The sequence below is a fragment of the Rhodococcus huquni genome (assembly GCF_055231055.1).
In genome coordinates this window covers 65,548-82,565 of the sequence record NZ_JBUYWE010000007.1, presented here as the reverse complement: position 1 = coordinate 82,565, position 17,018 = coordinate 65,548, and the positions used below count along the sequence as shown (strand labels likewise).

Genomic DNA, 17,018 nt, shown 5'->3' with positions numbered 1-17,018 from the left:
CGCCTCGCGTTAGGAGATTCGCACGTGAAGGCAGGCTCGTCGGACGTCACTCATGTGGTGCGCACCCGGGACGGAGACGTTCGCGGCTACGCGGAGCACGCCGCCGAGGGTGCTGTATATGCGTGGAAGGGCATCCCATACGCTGCCGCACCCGTCGGCAGACTGCGTTTCCGGGCGCCGGTTCGCCCGGAGCCGTGGGACGGAGTGCGGGACGGGCGTGAGTTCGGTCCGATGGCGCCACAGGGCCCGAGTACCGCCGTCCCGATCGACGAGGATCTGAAGTACGACGAGGACTGTCTGTCCCTCAACGTGTGGGCTCCCCGGCCGGACGGCAGGAAGCGTCCCGTGATGGTGTGGATCCACGGCGGCGCCTATTGCCTCGGGTCGTCCGCGCAAGCGATCTACGACGGCCGATCGCTCGCCGAACACGGTGATGTCGTGGTCGTGACCATCAACTACCGGGTCGGCGCTCTTGGATTCCTCGATCTGTCGTCGTTCTCGACCGAGGAGGACACCTTCGAGACCAATTGCGGTCTCCGCGACCAGTTGGCAGCGCTCGAGTGGGTTCGCGAGTGCATCGCCGACTTCGGTGGCGATCCAGAGAACGTCACGGCGTTCGGAGAGTCCTCCGGCGCTGGATCTCTGACCACCCTCATGACGTGCCCGAGCGCCGAGGGGCTCTTTCATCGGGTGATCGCGCAGAGTCCACCCGCGACGTCCGTGTACGGCAGTGAACGCGCTGCTACTGTCGCAAAGCGATTTCTCGACATCATCGACCTGACGTCCGACCGCGCGAAAGAGCTCCGAGAACTGCCGATCGAGGAGATCGTGGCGGCGGGGGACACCCTGGTGGACGAGGTCCCGAGCAAGATCCCCGGGACGTTGGCAATGGCACCGGTGGTGGACCGTGACTTTCTGCCGAAGTATCCGGTCGCAGCGTTTCAGAAGGGCCTCTCGCACCGGATACCGTTGATCATCGGGTCGAACAAGGACGAGGCATCGATCTTCAAGTTCATGAAATCGCCGTTGCTGCCGGTGAGTGCCGACGCGGTTCAGGAGATGCTGCGCGCCATCGCCGCCGATCACCCGGAGCTGTCGGCCTCGCGTATCGCCGACATCCTGTCCGCGTACCCCGACCGGGCGAAACCGAGTGGAGCGTTGGCGATGTCGCGCGACGCCGCGTTCCGGATGCCGGCGCTGTGGGTAGCCGACGCCCACAGCCGGCACTCACCGACGTGGATGTATCGCTTCGACCATGCGACACCGATGCTGAAAGCTGCGCGGGTGGGTGCAGGCCACGCAACCGAATTGCCGTACGTGTTCGGCAACTTCGGGACGTTGAACGTCGACCCCACCTTCTGGATCGGTGGACGCAAGACGGCACTCGGGGTGTCCGGGCGCATGCAACGGCGATGGCTCGCCTTCGCCGCACACGAAGTCCCTGCCGCGCTCGACGGGTCGAAACACTGGCCACCCTATGACGAGACGATGCGAAACACGCTGTTGATCGACACCGTGGACACCGTGGTCGAAGATCCGGACGACGTGTTGCGTGCAGCGTGGGGCGATGAGGTGATGGGCTTCAGCTGACGGCTTCGGGATCCGTCAGGTCGTGTTGCCTACCCGGTCGATCGGGCTCCGGGTCGAGTCCACGAAGACTGGTGAACCCGAGGCACGCGATGCCGAGCACTACGACGGGCACCGCCAATGCGAAGAACGTCGGTTGGACGCCGAGACGGTCGAGCATCGGTCCGGCGAAGACGAAGCCGAGTGGCCCGGCCGCGTATGCCGTGGACGTCATGACGCCGACGACTCTGCCACGCATGTGCTCCGGGCTGCGAGTCTGCATGGCGTAGTTGACGATCGGTCCCACCGGCCCGAATACGAAGCCCTGCACGGCTGCGAGCAGGAGTATCACCCACAGTGGTGGAAGGAACGCCATGGCGACCATCGCGGCGCCGAGGATGACGGCGGCGGTGACGAGCACCTTCCGCCGCGAAAGATACGGAGCGGCAGGGCCGTAGGCCAGGGCGCCCGCGACACCACCGATGCTGAGTGCCATCAGGACCGAACCGAGCTGGGCAGGTTGACCCAGATCAGTGAAGTAGACCGGGAAGACGACGCTTTCGACCGGCATGTACAGGGCGACCATGACCATGTCGACGAGTGCCAACGTCCGCAACAATCTGTCGTTCCAGACGAACCGGAGGCCTTCGAGGGTGCCGTGCCACATCGACCGGGGACGGTTCTCCGCAGCCGGTCTGCCCGCGTGCTCGAGGCGAATGAAGGAGACCGCCACGATGGACAGAAGGAACAAGACCGCGGTGGCCCAGAGGGCGTTCGCCGCACCCACGGTGGCGATGAGGACACCACCCACGCCGGGGCCGATCAGATAGGCGACGTTGTAGTTCGCTTCGTACACACTGTTGGTGCGATCGAGGGTCCACTTCGCCGCGCGGGTGGCGGCTGGCAGCATCGATTCGCGGGCCGAGATTCCCGCGGGGTCGAAGAAGGATCCGAGAGCCGCGAGTAGCGCGATCGTCGTCACGGTGAGGCCCGAGGTTGCGGCCACGACCGGGATCGTCGCCACCGAAACGGCGGACAGGATGTCCGACACCATCGAGGTTCGCCGTCGGCCGAACAGATCGACGAACGTTCCCGAGAACAGGCTGGAGAGGAGCAGTGGCAGCGTCGTCGCACCGGCGACGATCGCGGCGTCGGATGCGCGCCCGGTGAGTTCGAGGACGAGCCATGGCAGGGCCACGATCACGATGCCGTTGCCGGTGGCGGAGAAAAGTGTCGCCAGGTTGAGCAACGACAACGGGCCGCGGCGTCTGACCGTGTCCGTGGTGGTCACGGCGATTCCTCCCGGTCGGTGGGATGAAATCGACGCTAGCAGCGGAAACCGGGTCGGCGCGACGGATTATTTCCGCGCAGGATCACTTACAGCGTGGTGCGCATCAACATCACGTTGTAGTCGGACCACGTGGTGGCGAGGAAGTAGAGATCCTGTCCGTTCGACCACGGATGCATGTACGCGCCGTAGACCTCGGGAACCTCTTGACTGCTCACCAGGACGCGCGGCTCACTCCAGCCGCCCTCGAGCTTGTCGGAGGTACGCATGACGATGGAGTTGCCCGCGTCGGTGTACATGGAGACGAACTTGCCGAGGTACTCGTTGTACTGCACCGACAACTCGCTCACCGGCCCGGGAATGACCGGGGTGGCGGCGCGTGGGTCGTGCTTGACCCACTTGTCGCCGCTCCAGTATTCGTACTTCGCGAGGTTGGTGATGTCGGCTTCGGGCACCCGGGAGAGGCGCGCATCTCCGTTGCGGCCGGACGGAGTTCCGAACGCGTAGACGAATCCGTCGTGCTTGATGTACGAACCCATCTGGAAGTTCTCGTTGCCGGTCCCCGGAAGGTTGGGGCGCGCGGTGAGCGGATCGACGTGCCAGTTCTCACCGTTGTCGTTCGACACCGCGATACCGGAAGTGTTGGTCTCCCACTCGCCGGGATGCCCCCAGTCGCGGACCGACATGTAGTTGATGTACTGCGTGGCGCCCGGCCCCGAACCGACCGAGATACCGGTGGTGGGGATGACGGTCTTTTCGACGCCGGCCTGTTTGAGGCTGGGAATGATCTCTTTGGAATGGCCCGGGCGATCGACGGGCGAGTTGTCGATGTTCATGCCGTCGGACAGATTGCCGTCGCCGCTGCGGAGGAGGATGTTGCTGCGCCAGTCGCCGACGAGTCCGCACAACGGGTTGGGGCTGAGTCCCACCGTGTCACCGAAGGCCGTGAGAATCTCGCCGTTTCCGTTGTCCCACATGATTCCCAGGTCGGTGCCCAGCACGCTGAATCGGCCGAGAGTGTCATTGGGGCTTCGGAGTCCGGTGATATGAGAAACCGCTGTGGTGGTGCCTCGCAGCTCCGGGAGGCGACCGTCGCCGCCGTTCAGCCAGGGGATCGGATTCGGTCCGCCCGCAACGCTGCCGTTCGTGACACTGCCGGCACTGCTACCGCCACCGCCCATGCAATCCTGCGCACTTGCGACGGGAGCTGTGAGGACGGAGAACGAACAGGTCGATGCGACCAGGACCGGAAGGGTGAGAAGGGTGATGCCACGAAACCTTTTCACGAGCGGAACCTCTGCTGTAGCGGTGTACGGATTCGCGTCAGGGTACCAACGGTTGGCCACCGAAGTCCGAAGAAGAGGTAACGATCGTTGATCGGCGCGTCACGTGCGTACAGCGGGCCTCAGAGAACTGCGCCGGGATTGAGGATTCCGAGCGGGTCGAGGGCGGTCTTGATCCGCTGCGTCAATTCCATGACGTCCGGGCCGACCTGATCCGGCAGCCAAGCCTTTTTCAGGCGGCCCACACCGTGCTCACCGGTGATGGTTCCACCGAGCCCGATTGCGAGGTCCATGATCTCGCCGAACGCCAGGTGCGCCCGCTCTGCCATGTCGGAGTCCTCGGGGTCGAACACGATCAACGGGTGCGTGTTGCCGTCGCCGGCGTGCGCGATGACGGCAACCATGACCTCGCGGCGGGCCGAGATCTCTGCAATACCGTCCACCAGCGCGGGCAACTTCGGAATCGGAACGCCGACGTCTTCGAGAAGGAGGCTGCCCAGACGTTCCACGGCCGGGATTGCCGCACGCCGGGCCGCTGCGAACGCTTCGCCTTCCTCCTGGTCGTCGGTGGTGAACACTTCGTCCGCACCGTTTTCGGTGCACGCCGCAGAGATCTGGGCGATCTCGTGCGCGGCGACGTCCCCCGGTGCGTCCGAGCGGACGATGAGCATCGCCTCGGCGTCCCGGTCGAGCCCCATTCGCATGGCGTCCTCGACCGCACCGATGGACACGCGGTCCATGAACTCGAGCATCGAAGGTCGGAGCGTGCGTGTGATGGCCAGGACCGCATCGGCGGCGGATTGCACGGAGGAGAACGACGCAACCAGGGTGCATGACGGCGCCTGCTCCGGAATCAGACGCAGAGTCGCCTCCGTGACCACGCCCAGGGTGCCCTCGCTGCCCACGAACAGTTTGGTCAGCGACAGTCCCGCCACGTCTTTGAGACGCGGGCCGCCGAGGCGGACTGCGGTGCCGTCGGCGAGAACGACCCGAAGGGCGAGTACGTAGTCGGTGGTGACGCCGTACTTGACGCAGCACAGGCCACCCGCATTGGTGGCCACGTTGCCGCCGATAGAGCACATCTCGAACGACGACGGGTCGGGCGGATACCACAGGCCGTGTTCGGCGGCAGCCTTCTTGACCTCGACGTTCAACAGTCCGGGTTCGACCACCGCCACCCGCGTGACAGGGTCGATCTCGATGGTGCGCATGAGTTCGGTGCTCAGCACGATGCAGCCGGCGACTGAGGTCGCGCCGCCACTGAGCCCGGAACCGGCTCCGCGGGGGACGACCGGCACCCGATTTTCGGTTGCCCACCCCATCACCGTTCGAACATCCTCGGTGTTTCGGGCACGAACCACGGCGGCGGGTAGCACCGCAGCCGGGTCGCGGGCCCAGTCCTGCCGGTACGACTCCATGATGTCCGGATCGGTCGTCAGTGCCCCGTCGGACAGCGCCTGGCGAAGGGTCGAGAAGTGGTCGGATTGGTCCGTCATCGGCTGCTCCCGAGGTGGTCCGTGTGGGACGCCTCACAGTACAGAGTGGGTCGAGAAGGTGACTTCTGGTCGAATGTCCAGTTGTCGTAGGCGTTGAAAACCTCACTGAAATGTGCTGTCACCAGCAAAATCGACCAAATCAGAACGACCGTTCGGTTTCGGTACGGAGTCTTCTCGATCAGCGTCTCAGATGCTGGGATTTTGCCGAACTTTTTTTCGGCGCACGCGGAGGCGGCCGGGAGTGTCGGCTGTTCGGCCTATACGTGCTGGTGAAGGCGGTGAATTGGGGCCGGCCACAAGGTGAATTCAGGTGTAACGGGAGTCACAATCGCAACTCTGTTACCTGATCGTTTCGGCGGCGCAATTCAAATTGACTCTTCTACCGGTTAGCGTCTCAATCGTCGAACAGAGGCGAGGCGTTACACCGATTTCGAAATTCTCTCGAAGTGTGAGGGGAGTCACCTCGAAGCCCGGTGTTGCGTACCAACCACGGAAGGACCGCACTGATGATTGCTACGACCGGTGATGCCCACAGCTACGTGTCGGCGATGTTCTCGGATGAATTCGTTGACGGCGGCGTCGACTACGACGTGATCGAGCAGATTCATCGTGGTGACTTCGACGAGTGGTTGTTCGCAGTTGCCGGTTCGGGCCTCTTCACCAACTCCGAGGTCGCCACCATGGAACGTGAGTGGCAGCACAGCCCCAAGGCATTCCTCGACGCACTTCTCGCCGAGGCGGACGAGATCACCCGCAAGCGTTGCAACGTCACGTGGGCGGCACTCGATCGTGTCGCGCCCATCGCCGAGCCGGCCCCGGTCGCAGTCTTCGGCTGATCTACTCGAACTACCGTCCGCTGGAGTCGACGACGATCGCCTCGTCGTCCGTCAGGGTTCGGTATGCGAATCCCGCGGCGCGTAGGTCGCTGATCGTGCGATCTGCCTCCGCTTGGCCACCGAGCGCGGCGGTACCTTCCCCTGCATCGTTCTCGCGGCCCGTGCTTCGGTCGGGGAAGTGCGGAACGATAGCGAAATCGACGAAACCCAGTCCATCCCACAATGGTTCGACATCGCACGTGGGACGGACCTCGGCCGGATCGTCACTCGAATCCAGCCCCACCAGCGTAGGCGTCACTACGCAGGCCCCAGCGCTGTATCCGGCGTAGATGAGTGAACCTTCGCGAACTCGGCGCCCGATCACGGTGTCAGCGCCGCTACGAGCCATCTGCGCACGCAGTACGAAGGTGTTGCCCCCGCGAACCCATACGGCGTCGAACGGCGCCAATCGCGCGGCAAGCCCGTCCGGATCTGCGATGTGATCCCGCAGGTCGACTTCCTGTGCCACGTACCCCATTCGCCGAAGCGGCGTGACGTCACTGACGATCGCCGAATCCCGCGCCGCGACCGGCCACGCGTCGGCCGCCGCAGCGATGACGGCTATCGAGCATCGATCGTGAACGAGAGCGCGAAAACGCTCGGGCTCGGTGCCGAACCGGTACGAGGAGAGAAACAGCCTCATCGCGTCAGATGGTGAAGGCGAGGTTGTCCACGATGGTCTTGCCGACTGCCGTGTCGCCTTCCAGTTCGATGTCGGACCGGTGGTCACGGGCGAAGGAGCGCCCACCGGCCAGCCGAGTGAAGAGTCGCGCGTCCATGCGAATCGTGACCGTGGGAGGGGAGGGGAGTTCCGCCACGACGGAAGCGCGCTCGTCGACCGATACGAGCACTTCGCGCGACAGTGGGCCGGACAGCTCGAAGAGCACCCGCGAGCCCGCCGGTGCCTTGGCCTTCTTTCCCACGACGTAGCCGACCGACCCGAGCAGCTCTTCGAACGCGGCCTCGGACCGGAGACCTGTCTCGTCCCTGGTCTTCCCGATGGCATCGTGAATGTCGAGTTCGTGCATCCAGCAATCGAACACGCGAATGCGCATGAAGCGCGAATACGGCGCGGGGCCGACCGGAGTCATCGACTCGGCCTCGAAGTCCTCGTCCGACATCGCGGACAGTTCCGAACGTCGGTGCGCGACGATCTCACGGAAACGAGCGAGTATCGATTCGCCTGATTCACCGCGTAGACCTTCCACCCACTCCTCGTTGAAAGCGCCGATCTCGTTGTGTACGTGGGGAAGCGACCGGACGTCGATGGTCGTGTGCGGGGGAGCTGTCCCGGCCAGCAACGACTCCGTTCCGATGATGTGGGCCGCGACGTCGTGAACAGTCCAGCCGGGCAGAGCCGTGGGGGAGTACCAGTCGTCGGCATCGAGTTCGGACAACACGTGGTCGAGAGCAGTCCACTGCTCGAACAACGCATCGAGAACGGCAGTGCGGTTCATTCCGTCTCCTGAGTTCTGTCGCAACGTGGGCACATCGAGTGTGCGCCATCGGTGAGGAAGGCTCCGCAGTCGGGGCAGACTCGGTCGAGCCAGCACACCGGATCGCCGCCGAGGTCGGCCTCGCGGTCCTCGAACTCCTCGGGTGAACTCACGGGAGCTGCCGGAGGAACTCCGCCAGAACATTGGCGTGACTGTGTTCCACGTCCTTCGTGGCGGTGAGTAGAACGAGTGGGCGCCCGTCGGCCAGGTCCAGAACGCGATCGACCGCGTTCTTCCCGTCCTTGCCCTCGAGCTCCGAAAGGTACTTCTTCTTGAACTCGGAGAACACGGCTGTGTCATGCGCATACCACTGGCGCAGCGTCGGTGATGGAGCAAGATCCTTCGCCCAGTCGTCGTAGTGAAAGGCGTCTTTACGCATCCCGCGCGGCCAGAGGCGATCGACGAAGAGACGCAGTGCATCCTCGTCGGTGGGGTGGTCGTACACGCGCTCGACAGTCACAACTGGTTCACTCATCGCTCCACACCTCCGTTTGTCGTTACCTCAGACTACGTCCGTGCGCTATGTGAGCGGTCTCACATTAGGGTGGGCCGACCTGTGAGAACGCCTGTTCGGACTCGATTCAGACAAAAGCAATATCGGTCATGACGTTCGAATAGGCAGCGAGGTCTGGCTATCATCATCGGAATTCATTTCGAGAGGCGGTTCAAATTCCGCCGGTCGCAGGATGGTCGCCGCTAATCGCGGCAAAACCACCGTCAACCGCAGGAAGTCGAAAAATGGATACATCGGAGAGCGTGGCTCAGCCGCGCCCGACGGTCGGCGTCGTTCGTGAAACGGGCGACGGCGAGCGTCGAGTGGCATTGGTGCCGAAGGTAGTGGCACCGCTGATCGGCAAGGGCTTCGACGTCGTCGTCGAGGCCGGAGCAGGGGTGGACGCACTTATCCCGGACGAGGCATACGTCGAAGCGGGGGCGTCGATCGGCGACCCGTGGTCGGCAGCCGACGTCATCGTGAAGGTGGCGCCGCCGTCGGCACTGGAGGTGTCGAAGTTCAAGTCGGGTCAGACCCTCATCGGTTTCCTCGCACCCAGAAACGAAGACAACCGGATCGCAGATTTGAAATCCGCGGGCGTCGAGGCATTCGCCGTAGAGGCGATTCCTCGTATCTCCCGTGCACAGGTGATGGACGCACTGTCCTCCCAGGCGAACGTGTCCGGATACAAGGCTGTGCTCTTGGCAGCGTCCGAATCGACTCGATTCTTCCCGATGCTCACCACGGCGGCCGGAACGGTCAAGCCGGCGACGGTCCTCGTATTGGGCGTGGGTGTCGCCGGACTGCAGGCACTGGCCACGGCCAAGCGTCTCGGTGGCCGCGCTACCGGCTACGACGTGCGCCCTGAGGTTGCCGATCAGGTGCGGTCCGTGGGTGCCCAGTGGCTCGACCTCGGGATCGACGCAGCCGGTGAAGGCGGGTACGCCCGTGAACTCACCGACGACGAGCGCGCACAGCAGCAGCAGGCGCTCGAAGATGCGATCAAGAGTTTCGACGTCGTCATCACCACGGCTCTCGTGCCCGGCAGGCCTGCGCCCCGCCTCGTGACGGCGGCCGCTGTCGAGGGCATGAAGCCGGGATCTGTCGTCGTCGACCTCGCCGGCGAGACCGGCGGAAACTGCGAGCTCACCGAGCCCGGAAAGACTGTCGTCAAGCACGACGTCACGATCTGCTCGCCGCTCAATCTCCCGGCGACCATGCCCGAGCACGCCTCGGAGCTGTACTCGAAGAACGTGTCCGCACTGTTGGAACTGATGCTGGTGGACGGCAAGTGGGCACCCGACTTCTCGGACGAGGTTCTCGCCGGGTCGTGTGTCACCCGTTCAGTGGAGGGTGAAAGCTGATGTACACCGAATTGCTGGCGAACATCGCCATTCTCGTGCTGTCCGGATTCGTCGGATTCGCAGTGATCTCGAAGGTTCCGAACACGCTGCACACGCCGCTCATGTCCGGCACCAACGCCATTCACGGCATCGTGGTGCTCGGCGCCCTGGTCGTGCTGGGCAAGGTGCAGGATCCGCATTGGGGCCTGCAGATCATCCTGTTCGTCGCTCTCGTGTTCGGAACGATCAACGTGGTGGGCGGTTTCGTGGTCACCGACCGCATGCTCGCCATGTTCAAGTCCAAGCCTGCTGCGCCCGTCGCCGCTGATTCGGCTTCAGATGCGAAGGGTGGCGATCAGTAATGGAATACCTCGTCAACGGTCTCTACATCGTCGCGTTCGCGATGTTCATCTACGGCTTGATGGGTCTGACCGGCCCGAAGACTGCCGTGCGCGGCAACCAGATTGCCGCAGTGGGTATGGCGATCGCCGTCATCGCGACCCTGATCTCCGTGCGTGACGCGGACATGACCAACTGGATTCTGATCGTGGCCGGTCTGGTCGTGGGTGTCGTGCTCGGCGTGCCGCCCGCACTACGCACCAAGATGACGCAGATGCCGCAGCTGGTGGCGCTCTTCAACGGCGTCGGTGGCGGCACGGTCGCGCTGATCGCCTACAGCGAGTTCCTCGATTCGGACGGATTCACTGCGTTCCAGCACGGTGAGCAGCCGACGGTGCACATCGTCATCGCTTCACTGTTCGCGGCGATCATCGGTTCGATCTCCTTCTGGGGCAGCATCATCGCCTTCCTGAAGTTGCAGGAGACCCTGCCCGGTCGACCGATCGGAATCGGAAAGCTGCAGCAGCCGCTCAACGGACTGCTCCTGATCGGTGCCGTCGCACTTGCCGTGATCATCGGTATCAAGGCGATCGACCCCTCCGGCGGAACCAGCCAGTGGTGGATCGTCGGTGTTCTCGTGCTCGCGGGTGTGCTCGGCCTGATGGTCGTACTGCCGATCGGCGGCGCCGATATGCCAGTCGTGATCTCGCTGCTCAACGCGCTGACCGGTCTGTCCGCAGCCGCTGCGGGCCTCGCCTTGAACAACCAGGCGATGATCGTGGCCGGCATGATCGTCGGTGCTTCCGGCTCGATTCTGACCAACCTCATGGCCAAGGCCATGAACCGCTCGATCCCGGCGATCGTGGCGGGCGGATTCGGTGGCGGTGCCGCAGCGGCAGTTGCGGGTGACGGCGAGGCGAAGACCGCGAAGTCCACGTCCGCAGCCGATGCGGCAATCCAGATGGCGTACGCAAACCAGGTGATCGTCGTTCCCGGGTACGGTCTGGCCGTCGCTCAGGCTCAGCACGCAGTCAAGGACATGGCCAAGCTGCTCGAATCGAAGGGTGTCGAGGTCAAGTACGCGATTCACCCGGTCGCAGGTCGTATGCCGGGCCACATGAACGTGCTCCTGGCCGAAGCCGACGTCGAGTACGACGCCATGAAGGAAATGGACGACATCAACGACGAGTTCTCACGCACCGACGTGACTCTCGTCATCGGCGCGAACGATGTCACCAACCCGGCGGCGCGTAACGATCCGTCCTCGCCGATTCACGGGATGCCGATCCTCAACGTGGATCAGTCGAAGGCCGTCATCGTTCTGAAGCGTTCGATGAACTCCGGTTTCGCCGGTATCGAGAACCCGCTGTTCTTCGCGGACACGACATCGATGCTGTTCGGCGATGCGAAGAAGTCGGTCTCCGAGGTCACCGAGGAACTGAAAGCCCTGTAAGCGGCTACGCCGCCTGTGCGCGGTTGACGAGTCTCAGGACTCGTCAACCGCGCACAGTTGTCAGTAGCGGCGTCGTGAGAAGGCGATCGCCGCGGTGTCCGGCCGAAGCTCTTCACGCTTCTTGGCACTCGGGGAATAGAGCATCACCGTCGACGCCACGAGCCACCAGACGGCAACGATTCCGAAGCTTGCCGTGATCCCGGTCAGCGACATCGGGGTGACCATCGTGCTGGCGCCTGCGATACCCAGCACAATTGCGAACCCGAGACCGCGAATCGCGGGGACGTACTGCGGGGCAGCAACCAGCAGAGCCGAACTCAGCACTGCGGCAATGGCAACGAGATGTCCGCTCGGCGAGATCGGCAAGGACGAGTCTCCCGCCCAGGTCTGTATCGAGGCGGACGTGAGGTTCGCGCCGACGCACAACGTCAGCACCGCACCGACCCCGAAGGGAAGCGTGCGGACAATCGCCACCACGGCAATCGCTGTGGTGGCCACGAGCATCGTGGTGACGTCGATGAGGCCGATCGCGGTATCGGCGAGCGGTCTCAATTGTTCGGGGAGGACGACGGGATTACCGCCAGGCTTGACGGTATAGAGCGCAAACAGGGCCACCGCGCCCACCATCGCCAAAGCTATCCGGTGAACGCTGTGACGCAGTCTGGTCTCCATTGCGGTTGTGGAGTCGGTTGCAGTCACGCGTCCTATCATGCATCCAAATCCTGAACGAATTATGAGATGGAACTGTGATCTTCGTCCGAGCGGATCGGGGTTCGGCGAACCGTACCGGCACCGGCCGCCGCGGCGAGAACGCAGACGAGCGGAACGAGCATCGCGACCGTCAGTGGAACGGCGATCGTGACCCAGCCGATGACCGCAGGCCCGGCGAGAAATCCCAGGTAGCCGAGTCCGACGACACGGGACATGTTGGTACCGGACGGTCCACTGCCGAGGTTGCCCGCCGTGGTGAAGATCTGGGGGACGCACCCTGACAATCCGACGCCGAAAAGCGCCCACCCGGCAAGTGTGAGCAAGATCTCGTTCGATGTGATGACCAGAATCAGACCGGTTGCCGCGACGAGCGCCCCGTACCGCACCACGGCAACCGGACCGAGGGCTCCGGCGACTCGGTCGGCGGTGAACCGGCCGAGGGTCATCGTCAACGAGAATGCACCGAACGCGAGCGCGGCGGTGGCGTCGCTCGTGCCCAGATGTTCCTTCATCTGGAGGGTGCTCCAGTCGTTCGCGACACCTTCCGACAGCATGAGAACGAAGGCGAGCGCGCCGAGCGCGAGGACTCGGCCGGAGAATCGTCCGTGGGCCTTCTGAGGATGTTGTCGACGGTGGGAGGGCTCACGGCGGCCGAGGAGTAGACGCCCGAAGACTGCGGTGGTCGCGACTCCCACGACAGCCGAGCATGCAAGCGTCGGCGCCGGGCCGAGGCCCAGTCCGAGAGTTGCGGCGCCGACGACGGAACCGGACACACCGCCGACCGAGAACAGCGCGTGGAAGGCCGACATGATCGGACGCCGGTAGTGCCGCTCCACTTCCACGGCCTGCGTGTTCATCGAGACGTCGAGGCTGCCGTTCGCGAACCCGAACAAGGCGAGTGCGAGCCCGAGGTGCCAGCCCTGGGTCGCGATTCCCGGGCCGACGGCAGTGACCGACAACAGGACGCCCGCTGCGAAGACCAGTCGTCGACTGCCGAACCGATCGGTCAGTGGCCCACTGAGCTGCATGCCCCCGATGGCGCCACACGCGAGGAGCAACAGCAGGGTGCCCAATGTCGAGTGGCTGATACCGATCTTGGACTCGATCGCAGGAATATGCACGACCCACAAGCCGAGCAGAAATCCGTTCACCCAGAAGATGCCGAATACGCCGATGCGTGCCCGCCGACGCAATGCGAGGCCGGGAGCTGTTGTCGTGCCGATCACGTGATCACAATTGGGCGATCATTCGGGCCGGATCCTCGAGCATGCCCCCGACCGCCGTGAGGAAGCGGGAGGCCTGCTCGCCGTCGAGTACGCGGTGATCGAAAGTGAGGGCCAGTGTCGTCAGCTCGCGCACGGCCACCTCTCCTTCATGAATCCAGGGTCGTTTCGATACGGAACCCAAGCATAGGATCGCGGCCTCGCCCGGATTGAGAATGGGGGTGCCGGTGTCGATTCCGAACGGTCCGACATTGGTGATCGAGATGGTTCCTCCGCTCAGGTCGGCGGGGGCCGTTCTCCCGACCCGGGCCGTGGCGACGAGTTCGGCGATCGAGCGGCACAACCCCGCGAGCGTTGCGTCCTGGGCGTTCTTCACGTTGGGAACGACGAGACCACGCTCGGTGGCCGCGGCGATTCCGAGATTGACCGAGCGGTGCTGCCGAACTTCCCCGGTCTCCTCGACCCAGGAAGAGTTGACTTCGGGCATGTCGCGAAGTGCCGTCACCGTGGCTTTCGCCACGAGAGTGAGCGGCGTCAGCGGAAGATCGGTGAAGGTGTCGAGGCGGCGAAGTCTGCTCAGAAGTTCCACGGAGCGGGTCACGTCGACAGTGAGGAACACGGTGGCCTGGGGCGCGGTGAACGCACTGTCGACCATCGCGGCCGCCATCTGCTTCCGTACGCCCTGGGGTCGAGTCGTGGCGCTTCGAGGTTCCTGGGAGCCCTCGATGTCCGCCGCCGTGACTGCGCCGCCGGGGCCGGTGCCGCGCACGGTGGTGAGGTCGATACCGCGGGCGCGTGCGGTCGCTCGGGCGGCGGGCGTGGCATCCGGGCGAACGGAGTCGGCGCTTCGCGGTGAAACTTGCGTCCGCCGGCGTCGGCTCGGGGGATCGGCGCCGGGGCCGTACCCGACGAGAACCTGATGTTCGTCGGGCGCAGCAGGCTCCTCGGCGGCCCCATCGATGGCGGCCGACTCCTCTGCAGCGATACGAATGATGGGCGTGCCCACCGGGACGGTGGTGGACGCTGCCACCAGGATTTCCTGGACAACTCCTGCGTACGGAGACGGAAGCTCGACGAGAGCTTTCGCGGATTCGACCTCTGCGATGACCTGGTTGAGTTCGACGCGATCTCCTACCCGAACCGACCACGAGACGATCTCTGCCTCGGTGAGTCCCTCGCCGAGATCGGGCATTCGGAATTCGTGTGGCACGGAGTTCTCCTTCCCATCCCTCTGCCGGTTCGGGCGTCAGGCGGCGAGGCTGCGGTCGACCGCGTCGAGAAGGCGGTCTGCGTCCGGCAGATGGTGCAGTTCCAGCTTCGCAGGTGGATAGGGGATGTCGAAACCTCCGACGCGGAGGACGGGAGCCTCGAGTTGGTAGAAGCATCGCTCGGATATGCGGGCGGCGATCTCGGCGCCCAATCCGAGGAAGGTCGGGGCTTCGTGGGTGACGACGAGTCGGCCGGTGCGGCGGACGGATTCTTCGATGGTGTCGAAGTCGATGGGGGAGAGCGACCTGAGGTCGATGACCTCGAGCGATCGGCCTTCTCCCTCGGCGATGGCTGCCGCCGAGAGTGCAGTCGCCACCATCGGGCCGTAGGCGACGACGGTGGCGTCGGTGCCGTGTTTGGCGATTCGTGCCTCGTGCAGTGGCAGATCCGGTGGTGCGGACAAGTCCACGTCGGCCTTGTCCCAGTACCGGCGTTTGGGTTCGAAGAACACGACCGGATCGTCGGACGCCACCGATTGCTGGATCATGTGGAACGCGTCGGCAGGGTTGCTGGGACTGACGACCCGGAGGCCGGCAGTGTGCGCGAAATAGGATTCGGGCGATTCCGAATGATGTTCGACAGCGCCGATCCCGCCGCCGAACGGGATGCGAATCGTGAGTGGAGCCCGGACGGCCCCACCCGTTCGATAGTGAATCTTCGCGACCTGGGACACGATCTGGTCGAAAGCCGGATAGACGAATCCGTCGAACTGTATTTCGCACACGGGCCGGTATCCGCGCAGAGCCATTCCGAATGCGGTGCCGATGATCCCGGACTCCGCGAGTGGGGTGTCGATGACGCGGTGGTCGCCGAAGTCCTTCTGCAGGGTGTCCGTGACTCGGAAGACGCCACCGAGTGCCCCCAAGTCCTCGCCCATGACGATCACCTTGCGGTCCCGTTCGAGGCTCAGTCTGAGCCCGGCACCGATTGCCGCGCCGAGTGCCAGTGTGGTCATGAGAGCACCTCCTGCTCGGATTCGAATCCGTCGAGATAGTCCGCGTACTCGGCGCTCTCCGCCGTCACGAGAGGGTGTGGCTCGCTGTAGACGTGTTCGAAAAGCGACGCCGGATCGGGGTCGGGCGCGTCCAGTGTCCCGGCCCGCAGGCGCTGAGCCACCTGGTCCGCGGTGTCGCGAACGTCGGTCTCGAAGTCCGCGCTCCACAGGGCTTCGCGTTCGAGGAGTCGGCGCATCCTCAGAATAGGATCGCGCGCCCGCCACGCTTCGGTCTCTGCTGCCGAGCGATAGCGCGTGGGGTCGTCGGAAGTGGTGTGGGGCCCCATGCGGTAGGTGATCGCCTCGATGAACCCCGGGCCACCACCGTCGCGGGCTCGTCGAGTTGCCTCGCGCGTGACCGCGAGAACGGCGAGGACATCGTTGCCGTCGACGCGTATGGAGGGAAGCCCGTGGCCGGCCGCCCGACCGGCAATGGGTACGGGACTCTGCAGCGACACCGGCTCGCTGATGGCGAACTGATTGTTCTGGCAGAAGAACACGACCGGCGCGTTGAAACTGCGGGCGAACACCATCGCTTCAGCCGTATCGCCCTGGCTCGTGGCTCCGTCGCCGAAATACGAAATGGTGGCGATATCGGCACCGTCCAGATGTGCCCCCATCGCGTATCCCGTGGCGTGGAGACTCTGCGCGCCCACCACGATCGCCGGGTTGGTGACGCCGACACTGTCCGGATCCCAGCCCGACAACGAACAACCGCGCCACATGAGGGTCATCGATGCGGGATCCACACCGCGGCAGTACGCGACGCCCTGCTCGCGGTAGCTGGTGAATGCGTAGTCGCCGGGCTCGAGCGCTCGCGCGGACCCCACCTGTGCGGCCTCCTGGCCAAGGGACGGTGCCCAGAGTCCGAGCTCGCCTTGGCGTTGGAGCGCCGTGGCCTCGGTGTCGATGCGTCTGGTGACGACGAGGTCGCGGTACAGGCTGCGGAGTTCGTCGCCGCCCACATCTGCGACCAGCCGTGCGTAATCGGGGCGGTGTACGCGTCTGCCATCGGGCTGGACGAGTTGGATCGGATACGAGATCTTGTCGATCATCGCCAACACCTCCCTGCGGCGGCGGGACGGCCTCGTGAGCTGTGACGCCGTTAATGTGTCCTACTTCACAGCATCCTCTTCGGAGCGGACTGCGCAAGTGCTGGGTTGGGAATTGGGCAGAATGCACGACCCAA

General features: G+C 64.4%; 17 protein-coding genes. 5 read left to right on the top strand and 12 right to left on the bottom strand.

The window, feature by feature from the left end; translation table 11 throughout:
- The first annotated feature begins 24 nt into the window (after nucleotides 1-24).
- Complete coding sequence (locus tag ACZI8R_RS14390; protein WP_463380318.1) at nucleotides 25-1,590, top strand: carboxylesterase/lipase family protein; 1,566 nt, start codon at nucleotides 25-27, stop codon at nucleotides 1,588-1,590.
- Here the strand turns inward: ACZI8R_RS14390 and ACZI8R_RS14385 are convergent.
- The 3 genes from ACZI8R_RS14385 to ACZI8R_RS14375 all read right to left on the bottom strand — a co-directional run bounded on the left by ACZI8R_RS14385 (nucleotide 1,583) and on the right by ACZI8R_RS14375 (nucleotide 5,633).
- On the bottom strand, nucleotides 1,583-2,863 hold the full coding sequence (locus ACZI8R_RS14385; protein ID WP_463380448.1) for an MFS transporter: 1,281 nt from the start codon (nucleotides 2,861-2,863) through the stop codon (nucleotides 1,583-1,585). The genes ACZI8R_RS14390 and ACZI8R_RS14385 overlap by 8 nt on opposite strands.
- 80 nt (nucleotides 2,864-2,943) lie before the next feature.
- On the bottom strand, nucleotides 2,944-4,140 hold the full coding sequence (locus tag ACZI8R_RS14380) for a glycoside hydrolase family 183 protein (protein ID WP_463380317.1): 1,197 nt from the start codon (nucleotides 4,138-4,140) through the stop codon (nucleotides 2,944-2,946).
- Between the two features lie 119 nt (nucleotides 4,141-4,259).
- A complete protein-coding gene (locus ACZI8R_RS14375) occupies nucleotides 4,260-5,633 on the bottom strand; it encodes an FAD-binding oxidoreductase (RefSeq protein ID WP_463380316.1) in 1,374 nt (457 codons plus the stop codon).
- 506 nt (nucleotides 5,634-6,139) lie between these two features.
- On the opposite strand from ACZI8R_RS14375, the gene ACZI8R_RS14370 reads away from it, so the two are divergent.
- Nucleotides 6,140-6,469 carry a hypothetical protein gene (locus ACZI8R_RS14370; protein WP_463380315.1) on the top strand — a complete coding sequence of 110 codons (330 nt, stop codon included), beginning with the start codon at nucleotides 6,140-6,142 and terminating at the stop codon, nucleotides 6,467-6,469.
- Nucleotides 6,470-6,479: 10 nt separating this feature from the next.
- Here the strand turns inward: ACZI8R_RS14370 and ACZI8R_RS14365 are convergent, their stop codons facing one another.
- The 4 genes from ACZI8R_RS14365 to ACZI8R_RS14350 are packed head-to-tail and all read right to left on the bottom strand — an operon-like array spanning nucleotide 6,480 to nucleotide 8,479.
- Nucleotides 6,480-7,151: a Type 1 glutamine amidotransferase-like domain-containing protein gene (locus ACZI8R_RS14365; protein ID WP_463380314.1), complete on the bottom strand. Its 672-nt coding sequence runs from the start codon at nucleotides 7,149-7,151 to the stop codon at nucleotides 6,480-6,482.
- A gap of 4 nt (nucleotides 7,152-7,155) precedes the next feature.
- Nucleotides 7,156-7,965: a maleylpyruvate isomerase family mycothiol-dependent enzyme gene (locus ACZI8R_RS14360; RefSeq protein ID WP_463380313.1), complete on the bottom strand. Its 810-nt coding sequence runs from the start codon at nucleotides 7,963-7,965 to the stop codon at nucleotides 7,156-7,158.
- Nucleotides 7,962-8,117, bottom strand: coding sequence for a hypothetical protein (locus tag ACZI8R_RS14355; protein ID WP_463380312.1), 156 nt, complete (start codon nucleotides 8,115-8,117; stop codon nucleotides 7,962-7,964). Before ACZI8R_RS14355 ends, ACZI8R_RS14360 begins: the two co-directional genes overlap by 4 nt.
- Nucleotides 8,114-8,479, bottom strand: a complete 366-nt coding sequence (locus tag ACZI8R_RS14350) for a DUF488 domain-containing protein (RefSeq protein ID WP_463380311.1) — start codon at nucleotides 8,477-8,479, stop codon at nucleotides 8,114-8,116. Before ACZI8R_RS14350 ends, ACZI8R_RS14355 begins: the two co-directional genes overlap by 4 nt.
- Nucleotides 8,480-8,742: 263 nt before the next feature.
- Between ACZI8R_RS14350 and ACZI8R_RS14345 the strand changes: the two genes are divergently transcribed.
- Genes ACZI8R_RS14345 through ACZI8R_RS14335 form a run of 3 tightly spaced genes read left to right on the top strand, consistent with a single transcriptional unit; the run spans nucleotide 8,743 to nucleotide 11,632 of the window.
- A complete protein-coding gene (locus ACZI8R_RS14345; protein ID WP_463380310.1) occupies nucleotides 8,743-9,861 on the top strand; it encodes a Re/Si-specific NAD(P)(+) transhydrogenase subunit alpha in 1,119 nt (372 codons plus the stop codon).
- Nucleotides 9,861-10,202 (top strand): NAD(P) transhydrogenase subunit alpha part 2, encoded by a 342-nt coding sequence (locus ACZI8R_RS14340; RefSeq protein WP_463380309.1) that lies wholly within the window; start codon nucleotides 9,861-9,863, stop codon nucleotides 10,200-10,202. The genes ACZI8R_RS14345 and ACZI8R_RS14340 overlap by 1 nt, the downstream gene beginning before the upstream one ends.
- Nucleotides 10,202-11,632, top strand: a complete 1,431-nt coding sequence (locus tag ACZI8R_RS14335) for an NAD(P)(+) transhydrogenase (Re/Si-specific) subunit beta (protein ID WP_463380308.1) — start codon at nucleotides 10,202-10,204, stop codon at nucleotides 11,630-11,632. The genes ACZI8R_RS14340 and ACZI8R_RS14335 overlap by 1 nt, the downstream gene beginning before the upstream one ends.
- A gap of 60 nt (nucleotides 11,633-11,692) precedes the next feature.
- On the opposite strand, the gene ACZI8R_RS14330 is transcribed toward ACZI8R_RS14335, so the two are convergent.
- From ACZI8R_RS14330 to pdhA, 5 genes are read right to left on the bottom strand one after another with little or no spacing between them, the layout of a single operon-like run.
- Nucleotides 11,693-12,331, bottom strand: coding sequence for a hypothetical protein (locus tag ACZI8R_RS14330; protein ID WP_463380307.1), 639 nt, complete (start codon nucleotides 12,329-12,331; stop codon nucleotides 11,693-11,695).
- 32 nt (nucleotides 12,332-12,363) lie between these two features.
- Nucleotides 12,364-13,569 carry an MFS transporter gene (locus ACZI8R_RS14325; RefSeq protein ID WP_463380306.1) on the bottom strand — a complete coding sequence of 402 codons (1,206 nt, stop codon included), beginning with the start codon at nucleotides 13,567-13,569 and terminating at the stop codon, nucleotides 12,364-12,366.
- A 4-nt stretch (nucleotides 13,570-13,573) separates the two neighbouring features.
- Nucleotides 13,574-14,776: a dihydrolipoamide acetyltransferase family protein gene (locus ACZI8R_RS14320; RefSeq protein WP_463380305.1), complete on the bottom strand. Its 1,203-nt coding sequence runs from the start codon at nucleotides 14,774-14,776 to the stop codon at nucleotides 13,574-13,576.
- A gap of 36 nt (nucleotides 14,777-14,812) precedes the next feature.
- Nucleotides 14,813-15,790, bottom strand: coding sequence for an alpha-ketoacid dehydrogenase subunit beta (locus ACZI8R_RS14315; RefSeq protein ID WP_463380304.1), 978 nt, complete (start codon nucleotides 15,788-15,790; stop codon nucleotides 14,813-14,815).
- Nucleotides 15,787-16,884, bottom strand: coding sequence for a pyruvate dehydrogenase (acetyl-transferring) E1 component subunit alpha (gene pdhA / locus ACZI8R_RS14310; protein WP_463380303.1), 1,098 nt, complete (start codon nucleotides 16,882-16,884; stop codon nucleotides 15,787-15,789). The genes ACZI8R_RS14315 and pdhA overlap by 4 nt, the downstream gene beginning before the upstream one ends.
- Nucleotides 16,885-17,018: the final 134 nt, after the last annotated feature.

Bases quoted from the DNA above. Each gene is read 5' to 3' on its own strand.
- ACZI8R_RS14375 (WP_463380316.1), bottom strand. From the start codon at position 5,633: ATGACGGACCAATCCGACCACTTCTCGACCCTTCGCCAGGCGCTGTCC.
- ACZI8R_RS14370 (WP_463380315.1), top strand. From the start codon at position 6,140: ATGATTGCTACGACCGGTGATGCCCACAGCTACGTGTCGGCGATGTTC.
- ACZI8R_RS14365 (WP_463380314.1), bottom strand. From the start codon at position 7,151: ATGAGGCTGTTTCTCTCCTCGTACCGGTTCGGCACCGAGCCCGAGCGT.
- ACZI8R_RS14360 (WP_463380313.1), bottom strand. From the start codon at position 7,965: ATGAACCGCACTGCCGTTCTCGATGCGTTGTTCGAGCAGTGGACTGCT.
- ACZI8R_RS14350 (WP_463380311.1), bottom strand. From the start codon at position 8,479: ATGAGTGAACCAGTTGTGACTGTCGAGCGCGTGTACGACCACCCCACC.
- ACZI8R_RS14345 (WP_463380310.1), top strand. From the start codon at position 8,743: ATGGATACATCGGAGAGCGTGGCTCAGCCGCGCCCGACGGTCGGCGTC.
- ACZI8R_RS14340 (WP_463380309.1), top strand. From the start codon at position 9,861: ATGTACACCGAATTGCTGGCGAACATCGCCATTCTCGTGCTGTCCGGA.
- ACZI8R_RS14335 (WP_463380308.1), top strand. From the start codon at position 10,202: ATGGAATACCTCGTCAACGGTCTCTACATCGTCGCGTTCGCGATGTTC.
- ACZI8R_RS14315 (WP_463380304.1), bottom strand. From the start codon at position 15,790: ATGACCACACTGGCACTCGGCGCGGCAATCGGTGCCGGGCTCAGACTG.
- pdhA (WP_463380303.1), bottom strand. From the start codon at position 16,884: ATGATCGACAAGATCTCGTATCCGATCCAACTCGTCCAGCCCGATGGC.